This is a genomic window from Ekhidna sp. (assembly GCF_965227465.1).
GTDB lineage: Bacteria > Bacteroidota > Bacteroidia > Cytophagales > Cyclobacteriaceae > Ekhidna.
In genome coordinates, this window is sequence record NZ_OZ245746.1 from 3883271 (window position 1) to 3897652 (window position 14382).

The window sequence follows — 14382 nt, forward strand, 5'->3', positions numbered from 1 at the left end:
TTCTCTGATGCTTTAGTTTTTATGCAAAAACGAACCTAAATTCGTGCACAAATTCTGAGTGAGCATTCATGGGTCTTTTTGATTTTTTCCAGAGCGACATAGCTATCGATTTAGGTACTGCCAATACACTGATCATCAGTAAGGATAAAGTTGTGGTAGACGAACCTTCAATTATTGCAATTGATAAGAACACCAACAAGGTCTTGGCGATTGGCAGGAGTGCTATGCAAATGCATGAAAAAACGCACGAAAATATTAAGACTATCCGTCCCCTAAAGGATGGTGTGATTGCAGATTTCCATGCTGCAGAACACATGATTCGTGGGATGATCAAAATGATGGATAGAGGTAAGAAAAGTTTTCTGCCTGCATCGCACCGAATGATCATTTGCATTCCTTCTGGGATCACCGAGGTTGAAAAAAGAGCTGTTCGGGATTCGGCAGAACATGCCGGAGCTAAGGAGGTCTACATGATTCATGAGCCAATTGCCGCGGCTATTGGAATCGGGATTGACATTGATCAGCCGATAGGAAGTATGGTTGTGGATATTGGAGGAGGTACAACAGAGATTGCTGTAATTGCCCTGAGTGGCATTGTATGTGATCAATCTATTCGTGTAGCGGGAGATTCTTTTAATAAGGATATACTTGATTACATGAGAAGACAGCACAACCTCTTAATTGGAGAGCGAACAGCTGAGAAGGTTAAAATTGAGGTAGGGTCTGCTTTGACTGAGCTTGAAGAAGATGCTCCCGAAGATTACGAAATTAGAGGTAGGGATCTAATGACGGGAATTCCTAAGGTGATAAAAATTTCTTATTCTGAAATCGCCTTTGCGATAGACAAGTCTGTTTCCAAAATTGAAGAAGCGGTTCTTAAAGCTCTAGAAATATCTCCACCTGAACTATCAGCAGACATCTACGATAATGGAATTTATCTAACCGGAGGAGGCGCAATGCTACGAGGTTTAGATAAGCGCTTAGCTATGAAAACAAAACTTCCAATCCATATTGCTGAAGATCCCTTGAGAGCAGTTGTTCGTGGAACAGGCACAGCTCTTAAGAACATAAATCAATTCAAAGCGGTATTGATGACCTAGAACTGAATGCAAAGGCTTTTAGATTTCCTCTACCAACAACGAGAGATAGCCGTTTTTCTCGGCTTGGAAATCCTAAGTGTGTGGCTTCTGGTAAATTTTAATTACAGACACAACGCAGCTTTCCTCAACTCAAGTAATGAGGCTGCCGCATCCTTGACGCAAACGTCCGATAACATTAGCGATTATTTTCAACTAGCAGAAGCTAACCAACAGCTGATGCTTGAAAATGAAAAGCTTCAACAAGAGCTCAGTTCCCTAAGAACCGAAAAATACTCACAACTGGATACAGTGGAGCAGTATCAGGTTATAGGGGCCCGGGTGATAAATAACACATTTGATCGGAGTGCAAACTATATCACGATTTCAGCAGGCAAGCTGGATAGTATAGAGGTTGGAATGGGTGTGATTTCTCCTTTTGGAGTTGTGGGACAAGTTAAGTCAGTCACCAATAATTTTGCGACGATCTACTCATTGCTCCATCCAAAGCTTTTAGTTTCTTCCAAAGTCAAGAGAACTGACACAAAATGTACAGTACAATGGGATCAGCTGGTATATGACAGAGCTAGTTTGAAATATATTCCACGGCATATTAAGCTCAAAGAAGGAGACTCTATTGTTACTTCAGGTTTCAACTCTGTATTCCCAGAAAATGTCCTTGTGGGAATTGTTGACGAAATACACCTTGAAGAGCATATGACTTTTTTTGAAGCCAAGATTAAACTCGCTACAGATTTTACCAGCCTGTACCAGGTGTTCGTAATTAAGGATTTACTAAAACAAGAGAAAGACTCTTTACAAGTGCAATGACAAGAGTTAGCATCAAAGAACAAGTTTTGAATCTAATACTGCTGCTGGTTGTACAACTTCCGCTTGTTCACAGAATCACACTTTTTGATAAAGCATTTGGTTTTTTCTATGTTGGTTTTTTACTTCTGTTGCCTCGCACACTTGGTCGGTCATATCTTTTAATTATAGGTTTTTTTATTGGACTTCTGGTTGATGTTTTCACAGATACACCAGGTATCCACGCCTCAGCCTCAGTTTTTATTATGTTCATTAGAGGTTTTTGGTTGAATATCGTAAATGACGATTACCAAGAAGTGATAAATCTAAATGTGGGTAGCCTTAAAAAGTCCGGCTTTATCTACTATATTTTTCCTCTCATTTTTGTGCATCACTTTATTATCTTTTTTGTGGAAAATGGAGGGTTTCATTTATTTGTGTTGGTCTTGAGTAAAGTGTTTTTCAGCACTATCTTTAGTGGTGTGATCATACTAGTGATCAATTTTGCAATAACACCGAATAGGAGGAGAACATGAGAGGGAGAAGTTTTATCATCAGGGGACTGATCGTATTCACGGTTACCATATTTGCGGTCAGACTCTTTTATATTCAAATTTTAGAAGAAGATTATAAGGTAGCGGCAGAAAATAATGTTGTTCAAAAAATTGTTCAATATCCGTTTAGAGGATTAGTCTACGATAGTAACGATAGTCTAGTTATTTATAACTCTCCGGTTTACGATCTAATGATCGTGCCTAAAGAGGCGGAGATTACTGATACCGTTGCATTTTGCAATCTTCTTGAGATTGATAGAGAAGAGTTAAATGAAAAGCTTATAAAAGCGGAAAAGTATTCTTCAATTTTAGCTTCAAAATTAGTGGGGCAAATTTCGGATGAGCTCTTTGCCAAATTGCAGGATCAACTCATAAATTATCCTGGTTTCTACGTACTGCCTCGAACGATTAGGTCTTATAATACAAAATCACTCGCCAATGTCGTAGGCTATGTTGGTGAGGTTAGCGGAAGCTTTCTTAACAGAGATACTACAAAATACTATCGATCCGGTGATTATATTGGAATTGGTGGAATTGAGAAATCCTATGAAGATTATTTGCGAGGGAAGCGAGGTGCTTCATATAAGGTGGTCAATGTGCAAGGGGTTATTAAGGATGATTATAGAGACGGTGAATACGATACGCTACCTAAATCTGGTGAAAATATTCATCTTACTATCGATTTGGAACTGCAGCAGTACGCGGAGCGACTAATGGAGGGTAAGGTTGGGAGTGTAGTAGCAATTGAACCTTCTACAGGAAGGATTTTGGCATTGGTTTCGGCACCATCTTACGATCCTCACCTCTTAAGCGGGAAAAATTTTGGTAAGAACTTTTCGGAGCTGAATAAAGATGAGAATAAGCCTTTTCTGAATAGACCCCTTCAAGCGAGGTATCCTCCGGGTTCAATGTTTAAGACCATTCAAGGAATTGTCGCAATGCACGAAAAAGTGCTTTCGGCCGATGAAATAATAAAGGTAGATCACAGTAATATTGGGGACCTGGCCCCTCCGGGACGATATGCTTTGGTGAAAGCCATTACTAAGTCGTCAAACAACTATTTCTATCTAATAATGCGACGGATGGTACAGCAAGGGGCAGATGAAAGCGCTTTCATAGATTCCAGAATTGGATTTGAAAAGTGGCGGGAACATGTGAAGGAGTTTGGGCTGGGTCGAAAACTTGGGGTTGACTTACCGAATGAAATTAAAGGGAATGTACCGAGTATTGAATATTATGATCGGATATATGGGGCAAAACGCTGGAAATATTCCAACATCGCTTCGCTAAGTATTGGGCAAGGGGAGCTGTTGGTTACACCTCTTCAAATGGCTAATCTGGGTGCGATTATTGCAAACAAAGGGTATTTCATTACACCACATGTTGTAGACAAGATTGAAGGTTGGCCAAACCCAAATATCAAAAAGGAGATTCTTCCATTTGATCCCGAACTCTTTGATCCTATAATTCTTGGGATGGAGCAAGTAGTCAAAGGCGGATCAGGAATCAGAGGTTATTTAGACACCCTTAAGCTTGCAGGTAAAACAAGTACTGTTCAAAACCCTCACGGCGAGGATCATTCTGGTTTCATGGGTTTTGCGCCAATGGATAATCCGAAAATCTCGATTGCTGCGTATGTTGAAAATGCAGGGCAAGGAGGAAGAGCCGCAGTTTCAGTTGCAAGTTTGTTAGCGGAAAAGTATGTTTTAGGGTCGATATCAAGACCCTGGTTAGAAAATTATGTTTTAGAAGAAAGATACTTACCTAAAAATGCGCCAAGACTCACTATCGCAGAAAATTGATTGGACTTCTGTCCTGCTTTTCGCAGCGCTAGTGCTAGCGGGCTGGTTGAATATCTATGCAGCAGAATATGACCCTGAGATTAACCAAAGTCTGTTTGATATACAGACAAGCGCCGGTAGACAAATGCTTTGGATACTCACATCTGTAGCAATAGCATTTACAATCTTTTTCTTTGATTACAAGTTCTTCGACTCATTCGCCTATATCACGTATGGCATCTTTATGGCGATGTTGCTTTTTATTCTAATTGGAGGTAAGGAGGTAGCGGGATCAAAATCGTGGGTTGGAATAGGTGGCTTTGGTCTTCAACCTTCGGAGTTTGCAAAATTTGCTACTGCATTTGCGTTGGCCAAATACCTGGACCATTCTACAAGGAAACTAACGAACCTCAATACACTAGCAGTTTCTTTTGCAATAATTCTTCTGCCTATGGGACTTACCATTCTACAGGGTGATACGGGGACAGCACTTGTTTTTGCTGCATTGGTAGTACCAATGTTCAGGGAGGGGATGCCACCACTTCTTCTGATAGTGGCAGTTTCTATATTCGCGGTTTTCCTACTTACACTTTTGGTAAGCCAAACTGTAATATTAGCTGGTATAGCAATTGTGACATTGCTTTTCTTAGGTCTAAATGCCAGAAATCCTAAGCGCCTTCTTTACATTGTTGTATCGGCGATAGTGGTGACATTCGCAGTACGAAGTGTAGACTTCATCTTAACCGATGTATTACAACCGCACCAACAAAAGCGGATTCTTTCATTGGTAAACCCTAACATAGATCCACTTGGTGCAGGATGGAACGTAACTCAATCGAAAATAGCCATCGGTTCTGGTGGTTTTGCAGGCAAAGGATTTTTAGAAGGAACTCAAACAAAATTTGATTTTGTACCAGAACAAACAACGGATTTTATCTTTTGCACCATTGGTGAGGAGCATGGATGGGTTGGTAGTATTTTGGTGTTGGCCTTATTTTGTACCCTGCTAATTAGATTATCAATCTTGGCAGAAAGACAAAAGTCTACATTTTCACGAGTCTATGGCTATGGGGTCATCGGAATAATTTTCTTCCACTTTACGGTAAATATTGCTATGACAATAGGTCTATTTCCAGTAATTGGAATACCATTGCCCTTCTTTAGTTATGGCGGTTCTTCATTATGGGCTTTTACAATCTTGCTTTTCAGTTTTCTAAAACTGGATGCTCATCGAATGCAAGTGTTACAGCGATTGTAAGTTCAATGAGCTCTTCAAGTATACAATCTATATTTCATTGGCTTTCCCCTGTGCCTTTTCGATCAATTTATCAGCCTTTTGATTAGCTTCAGCTTCGATTTTATCTGCTTTTTCATCTGTCTCTGATCTCAGTTTCTTTGCAGCTTCCTGGGCTAGCTTCTTTTTGATTGGATTAGACCCGGCTTCATCAATTAACTTGTCCGCAGCGGCATATCCCTCTTCTCTCATTTTATCAGCTGTTGCTTTTCCATCTTCTCTTATTTTCCGAGCCTGAGCCTGGGCCTCCGTCATTATTTTTTGTCTTTGCTCCTCTTTCTTTTTTTCTAATTCGGCTTCCGCTTTTTCTTTTTTCTCATCCACTTTTGAATTGAGTGTCTTTTTGAAGTCGGTGGTAGCGGAGGTCTCGCTTCCTGAGGCATTACTTGTACCCAACAACTTTACAGCTGGATCATCTGTGGTTCCTCCTATCCCGATATTGAGGTTGATCTTATCAGCGATCAATTTTTTACCTCCTGTTAAAGAGCCAATGGCACTATTCAAAGCGCTCCCTATTTGTCCTGTAGGGATGTCTTTTAGGAGCATCGAGTAATCAAGGCTTCCATCAAGGGTGTTACTACCGCCAACAACTGCGTTTTGTCCGCCAACATTTAATTCAAATGGCTCAACGAATAATGTGCCATCTTTAATTTCCGTTTGAATCAGCACATCACTAATTGTTATTTTTTTTGCTGGTTGAGAACTAGCTCCACTTTTAAGTGCAGTAACTGCAGATAGTTTTTCTATAAACAGCCCTTTCTCCAAGCTTGCTTGTGCAATATTTACCAACCCATTTAGGTTCATTTCTTCCATCAATGGCATCATATCTTTTCCCAGGTTTCCAACAGCATTGAAATCTGCTGAGAACCTGCCAGTTACTTGTTCTGCGATTGGCACATAGTTTTTGATCGTTTCGAATGTTGAGAATGCGCTTGCTATTGACAGATCACTTACTTTAAATCCGAGATCGTATTTTGGTTTATCCAGATCTTTTGTCACATATGAGCCGGTCATCTCAAAACTTCCCTCAAGGAGATTAAAATTGTTTTTGTCGAGAATGATCGCGCCATCCTTAATGAGTACAACCCCTTTAAAATTGGTTATCGGCATATCAGAGTATGCGATTTTATCAATAGAGGAGGTTAGTGTAAAATCAATATTCTCAGGAATTTTAATCACTTCGAGTGCGGAAGTATCTTCTTGAACTTCTTCTTCCATACTTTCCTCTGGAAGTAGTTCATTTATATCAATGAGTTGAGAAGTAAAATCAAGCTTACCTCTCAGGACTTCATTTTCTGAGAGTGCAAATCCAAGGAAGTTGGAAATATTTCCTGTCAGACTAAAATCAGAATTTCCTGACTTTGCGGTAAACTCTGATAGGTTAATTTCAGATGGACTTGCTGTTAGATTGGCTCTGGAAATGCTGAAGCCTTGCGGAAGATCCTCACTTTCAAAAAGAAAATCATTAATTGTAATACTTCCAGATGTAGGTAGATTTGCATACTTGCCTGCCTCAACATCTGCCATTTGACCCGAACTCTTCAATTTAGCATTGATTTTTCCTACTAGAGTCATGCCCTCCATGGGAACTACTTTTGTGATTTTTTCCAGGTCTGCATTCCCCTTAAATCCAAAATCCCACTGGTAGTTTTCAAGATTTTTGAATTTCAAATAAGTAGAAACAGACTCCCCATCAACGAGCATAGAGAAGTTATCAATATTGAAACTTGTTTTCGTCAGGTCAGCAGACGGATAATTAAAGCTGGTGGCTATATTGATATCCTCAATAGGTATATTGAATTCAGCATAGCTAATTTTGCCATCGTTTACCGATAGACTGGCCGCTACAGCAGGCATGGATGTATCATTAAAAACACCTTTTACAGAGCCGTTGAATCCCAGCTGACCACCAGCAGTGACACCATCTAGATATTCCTGATAAACGCCGGGAATAAGGGACAAAAGACTAGTGAGGCTTATGTCCTTTCCTCCAAACGTAATGTCCATATTTATATCACCACCAGGCATGCTAACAAAACCATCCGCTTGCATGGCAAATTGATTAACCGCAATCCGATTATCCATGAATGTGAATTTCATTTGATTCATATCCATGTTCAGATTCACATCGAGCTCTAGTGTTTTATCTGAAATATATTCAACTCCATCAAAACCTAATGAGACGGCATCAACGGTAGTGCGTGTATTCATATCGAAAACATCTAGTGTGAAATCACCAGAGCCTTCGTGATTGAAACCAAAGAGTGTGGAATAAAACCCAATAGATTGATCTTTATAGGTTATATCACCGTTTTTAATGCTCCAATTTTCAATCCCTACATTAACACTACCTCCATCTGCACTTGACTCATCGGATGAGTCATCAATTGGCTCTTCCGTACTTTCTTTGGCTATATCATAGTTGGCGCTTCCGTCAGGCAATACCAATACCACTATTTTAGGCTTATCCAGAAGAATTTCTTCAACAATAATCTGATCACCGCTGATCGCAGACATTAAGTCTACAGTAACTGAAAAAGTACCAACGGAGGCTAGCGTGTCATTCTGAAACTCTTCAACGCCAACGATTCCAAAATCACCCATACTCACTGTGATATCAGGAAAGTTCCGGATCAATGAAAGTTCAAACTTGTCAATGTCGTAGAACACTCTTGCGTTCAGGCTTTCAGCCATGGAAGCATCCAAAGCTTTTTGAATATCATCTTTGAAAATGATGGGAAGAACGATAATTGCTGCAATTAGAATAACTACAAGACCACCAAGTATGATAAAAACCTTCTTCATGATAGATTAATTTTCTACCAAATTAAATAGAATAGTTACCAACTCGTAAGCAGTGAAGGATTTTTAATAGAAGACTATTTACTCAACGTAACGAAAATATCGTCCATGAGCTGAAGCCTGATTCGGTCCTGTGATTTTGATGCCACTTTATAGGTCATACCTGTGCCCGCTGAATTATTAAGAAGGAAAAGCGTGTCATTTGACACATACCAGGATTGCGTATGAGATAAGGTATCAATCGCAAAAATACAGCCTGGATATCCGTAGACTACTTTCGTCAGACTGTCGTCAGAAAATATGAATCTTCCTTGCATATAGAATTCCATGTCTTCAATCCCGGGATATGATTCAGGTGGAGTTTCCCATTCGGCTTTCCAAGTTCCTTTCCAATCAGAAGGACGTTTGGAATCTTCTTCGCCCGAGGGAGTACTACATGCAATGACGAATGCCAGAAGTATAAAGAGTAATTTTTTCACGTCTCAAAAATACTTAACCATGAAATCAATCATAAACTTTTTGATATTTGAATATGGCGGATAGACGGTTTTGGCCATGGTGAAACCAACTCGCTGTTTAACGATTGCTTTTTCATTTGAAAAGGCGATGAAACCAGCATGACCGTGGGCTTTACCAATTCCACTATTATTTACACCACCAATAGGAAGGTTCGGATGTGCAAATTGCAAAACAACATCATTAATTGTCATCATTCCAGCACTTGTTTCTTTTTTGACCTTTTTAATAATGGAATTTTTAGCAGAGAAAACATATAAGGAAAGAGGCTTAGGTTTTAGATTGATAAAGTTGATCACTTCATCAATATTCTGATAAGTGAGAAGTGGCAGTATGGGACCAAAAATCTCTTCTTCCATAATACGTGATTCTTTCGATACATTTGATAGAAGGGTTGGCGTAAATCGAAGATTGTCCCGATCAGATTTTCCTCCAAATTCGATATCTGCTCCCTTATCAATAGCGTCTGCCATCAGGTCGTTTATTCTGTTGTGGTGGTGTCGGCTGATAAGTGCACCATATGTTTCTTTGTTTCCATATAGCTTCTCAGATTGAATGACCAACTCTTCAACTAGCCTCTCTCTTACATCTTCGTGCACAAACAGATAGTCAGGGGCAATACAGACCTGGCCGGCATTTAACCACTTTCCCCAGGCGATCTTTTTTGCAGCATCTTTGATGTTGGCACTTTGGTCAACAATAGTGGGAGATTTTCCACCCAACTCCAACGTGACTGAGGTTAAATGTTTCGCGGCAGCTTCCATCACAATTTTTCCAACTTGCGGACTGCCAGTAAAGAAAATATGATCAAAAGGAAGGGTAAGCAGCTCTTTTGATTCGTCAACAGCGCCCAATACAACAGACACTTCTTCAGGCCTGAAAATTTCAGCACACATTTTTAATATTAGCTCAGAGGTGTTTTCTGAGAATTCAGATGGTTTTATAATCGCGGTATTACCAGCAGCAATTGCTGACACCAAAGGGCCCACGGCTAATTGAAATGGATAATTCCATGGAGCAATTATCAAACATGCACCCTTCGGTTCATAATGTGTATAAGCCTTAGTGCCAATATAGGTTATGCTGCTTGCCGCAGGCTTTGACATCATCCAGGACTTAAGGTTTTTGGATGCCTTTCTGATTTCGGATAATACCACAAAAACTTCTGTAACATCCGTTTCTTGCGCTGGCTTTTGCAAGTCTTTATATACAGCTTCATGGATTTCTCCGCGATGGTTAAGTATCCAACTCTCAAGCCTTTTCAGTTGCTTTTTTCTATCAGATACGGTCCCTTGTCTAAGGGTTAAAGCGTGTGTTTTTACTTGTTCAAATAGGTCACGAATATGCGATTTTGTAGCTGTATCCATAGGTTAAAAATAAAAAAAGTCAGCTCGAAAGCTGACTTCAAATTTCATAAAAAATGCTTGTCTATTGAATTTGAAATTCTACACGTCTGTTTTTCTGGCGATTTTCGGGGGTATCATTAGGAACTTTTGGTTGTGACTCACCCAAGGCTTTGTACGCAATTCGATCTCTTCTTATTCCATTCTTAATGAAATAATCCATCACAGACTTAGCACGTTTTCCAGACAAACTCATGTTATAATCCGGATCACCTACGCTATCTGTATGACCTGAGATAAGAATCTTTTCGATAGTCCCGTCTTGCAAATATTCCAATACTCTGTTAAGCTCAGGATAAGAGGCAGTTTTTAAATCCCACTTATTGAAATCAAAGAAGATATTCTTCAGCTCGATGGTCTCACCTTTCTGTATAGGGAAAATTCGGATCAACTTTTCTACGGTATCTGATTTTTTAAGCTCGATAAAATCTAACCGCTCTGTCTCTGAAATGTAGCCCTCTGCCTCTCCAACCAATCCATACTGCCAGCCACCTTGTACAGTGAATTTGAACGTACCCGTCGTATCTGTGGCAGCATGACCAATATCTAAGCCATCAGGCAGTCTTTCGATTAGGAGAGTAGCTCCATCTACCGGTTTTTCTGTTTTAGCATCTAATACGGTACCGGAAACAGTCACAATTACTTCTGAATCCATGAGGTGTTCTACAGACGATACCAATGGAGATACCTGATCTACAAACAGATCTTCTACTTTGAAACTAAATATATCAGTGTCTTCACCTTTTTCACCACGTGTAAAATATAGGTTTTGACCACTAGAAGGGATACTGAAATACTCATCATTGCCTTCCTTATTTATACCAGGCCCAAGGTTTTCTGGCTCAGACCACCTTTTCCACGTATCATCCAGTTTGAATGAGACATAAATGTCTGCTCCTCCATATCCAGTGTAACCATCTGAGGAAAAATACAATGTCTTACCATCATCAGCCATAAATGGTGACTCATCTTCACCAAGTGTGTTTATATCGTTACCCAAATTTCGTGGCTCTGACCATGTTCCATCATTTTTTTTGAAGGACACATATAAATCTCTAGATCCATAGGTGTCATCTCGTTCTGCAGACATGATCATGGCTTTTCCCCCTGGGGCTAAGAAGAAATCAGCATTTGGAGAGTAGTTATATTCATTTTCAATCTCAATAGGGACTGGCTCAGAGAACGTATCTCCCTCTCTTGTAGCTGTTGAAACTCCAGTATACATTCGACCTTTTTTGCCATATCTATTTCCTAAGATTAAAACTTCTTTTCCGCCAACCATACTGATAGAGCTGATGAAGTTTGGTCCCTTGGTATTTAGTGGGGGTCCCACATTTCTGGCCGGAAGCCATTCGCCAGTTTCCTCGTCTAACTCTGACACCCAAATATCCTCCGCGTCATTAACGCCACCCACATTGTCGGGATGAAACTGTCTGGAGAAATAAAGTTTTTTGCCATCCGGTGAGATGATAGGACTGTGCTCAACGTAATCACTATTTACGTTGGTGCTTAATTTTTCAGCATCTACCGCACTGTTTACCCCAGGCGCCAAGTTCAAAAGCACATTTATCGGAATGTTTGAAGCTGAGATTCCGATTGCATCGATTGCATTATATCCATCAGAGACACTACAATCTAAAACTACACGTACCGCATAAATCTTATATGATGTTTCTTCAAAGAACAGATTAAGCAATCTTGACTCAATTGGAAGATCTCTGGCAGTAAGTTCAAATAACGTATACTCATTGTATTCACTATCATAACCGTAAACAGCTTTTACAGCACCCGGATTTTCAGACTCTGCAATAGCTACTTGTTTTGCCTTTATTGGTGTTTGGAATGATACCATTATAAACTCTTCTTTGTTCGTACTCTTCGGCCTCCATGCATTTGGATTTTCACCTCCGTTTGGAAGAACATTTGGCCTATGCAGTGTTTGGATTGCAGAGAACTCATATGGCGAATACTCGGATGATACATCAACAACTTGTGTACCCCAAGCCACTGTTTCTTGTGATTTTGCTGTTTGGAAGACCAGCAAAGCGAGTATGATTAAGGATATTTTTTTCATAAGTCTTTTATTAACGACGGATAACTCTAACTTCAACACGTCTGTTTAGCGCTTTTGCTTCATCTGATCGATCTTGAGTTATTGGTTGAGTACCGCCAAAAGCTTTTGTGAAGATTCTGCTCTTTTTGACCTTTTGATCAATAAGATATTCTTGAACTGCTATTACTCGTGCCTCCGAGAGTCTCATGTTTGCGTCGGGATTACCAGCAAAATCGGTGTGACCTTCTAGTTGAATAACGATTGAAGGATTTGCATTCAGCCAGGTAGCCAACTCATTTAGCTCCATGAAAGAACTTGATGAAATTCGGTCACTTCCCCTAGCGAAGATGAGGTTTTCCAGTTTTCGTAATTCTACCACATCTTCAGCGATGTAGATATCATGTGTTTGGTTACCTAAAACTTTGACTTCTTGCTGGTAAGGTTTGTAACCGCCCTTCTTTACTGAGAAGTTGTAGGTCTTTCCCTTAATCAGTTGAATTTCATAACTACCATCTACTTGAGTAGGGGCCATGCCCATATCATCATAATACGGGAGCTTTTCATAAAGTATATTTCCCGCCACTGGCGTAGAATCTGAAGCCTTTAGCATCTTACCATAAACAAGCACTAAGGTATCATTAGTAACCTGGGCGTGTGTGGTGGTAAATAAAACGAGCGAAAAAAAGGCTAACGAATATATTTTTCGCATGTGAATTTTGGATGATTTAGGTCAAAATAACGTAAATAAATGCAAAAACTAAAGAATAGTTCTGTGGATTTGATTGAGAGCTACGGATTATCTTGTTCTTTTTTTGGAATTTTTGCAAGTAAAGATTCCTTAGATACCAACTCTATGCCATCTAATACCGACTTAATAGAATCTCCAACGACCCTAAATTCTTTTAGGTAAGCGGCATCAATACCACTCGACGAAGGGATATCTACTTTTAAAGCATCTACCTGACGCCCATTTTTCCAGAATCTGTAGCATAGGTGTGGACCATTAGCTAATCCTGTACTGCCTACATACCCTATTATTTGTCCCTGTTTCACGGTTACTCCTGGACGAATCCCCCGAGCAATTTTTGACATATGAAGGTATTGTGTGGTATAGTTGCTGTTATGTTTGATCTTCACATAATTACCATTTCCTCCATGATATTTTGCCTCAAGAACTAATCCGTCCCCAACCGTTTGAATTGGGGTCCCTGTTCTTGCAGCATAGTCTGTACCAAGATGAGCTTTATATCTTTTCTGGACTGGATGAAACCTTCTTAGTGAATACTTGGAGCTGATTCTATCATACTTCAATGGAGCTTTTAGTAGTGTCTTACGAAGACTATTCCCTTCCTCGTCAAAAAAATCGACTTTTTCGGCCGTCTGATACGGGATTGCATAATATGGCTTCCCCCAATGTTCAAAGTAGGCTGCTTTAATATCTCCAATTCCAACAATTTTCCCATCAACGGTCTGCTCATCGTAAATTACTTTGAACTTGTCTCCCTGAGCGATTCTAAAGAAATCTACCTGCCAGGCAAAAACATCTACAAGGGGATGTACTAGTAAAGGAGAAGCACCTTCATCCATTAGAGAAGCATAGAGTGAGGAGTTAATTTCTGCCGCAATGGCCCTTTCAGCGATTTTAACTGGCTTCTGCTCCAGTTTAGCAAAAATGGAATCTTTTAAATTATATACCACATACTCTGTGGGGGAGGGTTCAAAAATGAATTGACGTGCGGTTCTCAAAGTATCTCTATCAAGAATAATGGAGTAGTTAGAACCTGCTTTAAGCTTTCTAACGTCATAGACTTCTTTCGCATTTTTTGCCAGGGTATGAATGTCTTGAAATGAAATATTGAATGCCGATAAAATCTCGGAGAGATTTTGATTCCACCTCACCTTTCCTTTAACTACATCAAATGAATCAATGGGATATCCATAGTATAAGGTAGGTAGATGAAAGAAAGATGAGTCAACTTCAATGTCGACAACTACTTCTTTCGGCTCTGTAAATGGAGCTTTAAGGTATAGTGCGAAAATTAGGGCAACAGTAACCCCGGTTATTACGAGCCAAATTCTCGTTCTTCTCATTTAAT

Annotated in this window: 11 protein-coding genes; 5 read left to right on the forward strand and 6 right to left on the reverse strand. The window is 39.8% G+C overall.

The window, feature by feature from the left end; translation table 11 throughout:
* Window positions 1-68: 68 nt before the first annotated feature.
* The 5 genes from ACO05G_RS17130 to rodA are packed head-to-tail and all read left to right on the forward strand — an operon-like array spanning window position 69 to window position 5476.
* Window positions 69-1100, forward strand: a complete 1032-nt coding sequence (locus tag ACO05G_RS17130; RefSeq protein ID WP_348283128.1) for a rod shape-determining protein — start codon at window positions 69-71, stop codon at window positions 1098-1100.
* A 6-nt stretch (window positions 1101-1106) separates the two neighbouring features.
* Window positions 1107-1907, forward strand: coding sequence for a rod shape-determining protein MreC (mreC, locus tag ACO05G_RS17135; protein ID WP_421763841.1), 801 nt, complete (start codon window positions 1107-1109; stop codon window positions 1905-1907).
* A gap of 26 nt (window positions 1908-1933) precedes the next feature.
* Window positions 1934-2419: a Rod shape-determining protein MreD gene (locus ACO05G_RS17140; RefSeq protein WP_421763842.1), complete on the forward strand. Its 486-nt coding sequence runs from the start codon at window positions 1934-1936 to the stop codon at window positions 2417-2419.
* A complete protein-coding gene (locus ACO05G_RS17145; RefSeq protein WP_421763843.1) occupies window positions 2416-4239 on the forward strand; it encodes a penicillin-binding transpeptidase domain-containing protein in 1824 nt (607 codons plus the stop codon). Before ACO05G_RS17140 ends, ACO05G_RS17145 begins: the two co-directional genes overlap by 4 nt.
* Window positions 4208-5476, forward strand: a complete 1269-nt coding sequence (gene rodA / locus ACO05G_RS17150; RefSeq protein WP_421763844.1) for a rod shape-determining protein RodA — start codon at window positions 4208-4210, stop codon at window positions 5474-5476. The genes ACO05G_RS17145 and rodA overlap by 32 nt, the downstream gene beginning before the upstream one ends.
* Before the next feature lie 27 nt (window positions 5477-5503).
* Here rodA and ACO05G_RS17155 read toward each other — a convergent pair whose 3' ends face one another.
* The 6 genes from ACO05G_RS17155 to ACO05G_RS17180 form a co-directional block, all read right to left on the reverse strand.
* Window positions 5504-8317 carry an AsmA-like C-terminal region-containing protein gene (locus ACO05G_RS17155; protein ID WP_421763845.1) on the reverse strand — a complete coding sequence of 938 codons (2814 nt, stop codon included), beginning with the start codon at window positions 8315-8317 and terminating at the stop codon, window positions 5504-5506.
* Window positions 8318-8391: 74 nt separating this feature from the next.
* Window positions 8392-8793: a hypothetical protein gene (locus ACO05G_RS17160; protein WP_421763846.1), complete on the reverse strand. Its 402-nt coding sequence runs from the start codon at window positions 8791-8793 to the stop codon at window positions 8392-8394.
* A 3-nt stretch (window positions 8794-8796) separates the two neighbouring features.
* Window positions 8797-10197, reverse strand: a complete 1401-nt coding sequence (locus ACO05G_RS17165) for an aldehyde dehydrogenase family protein (RefSeq protein WP_421763847.1) — start codon at window positions 10195-10197, stop codon at window positions 8797-8799.
* Window positions 10198-10258: 61 nt separating this feature from the next.
* A complete protein-coding gene (locus ACO05G_RS17170; protein ID WP_421763848.1) occupies window positions 10259-12307 on the reverse strand; it encodes an OmpA family protein in 2049 nt (682 codons plus the stop codon).
* A gap of 10 nt (window positions 12308-12317) precedes the next feature.
* Window positions 12318-12995 (reverse strand): OmpA family protein, encoded by a 678-nt coding sequence (locus ACO05G_RS17175; protein ID WP_348283136.1) that lies wholly within the window; start codon window positions 12993-12995, stop codon window positions 12318-12320.
* 80 nt (window positions 12996-13075) lie between these two features.
* Complete coding sequence (locus tag ACO05G_RS17180) at window positions 13076-14377, reverse strand: peptidoglycan DD-metalloendopeptidase family protein (RefSeq protein WP_421763849.1); 1302 nt, start codon at window positions 14375-14377, stop codon at window positions 13076-13078.
* Between the last annotated feature and the right edge of the window lie 5 nt (window positions 14378-14382).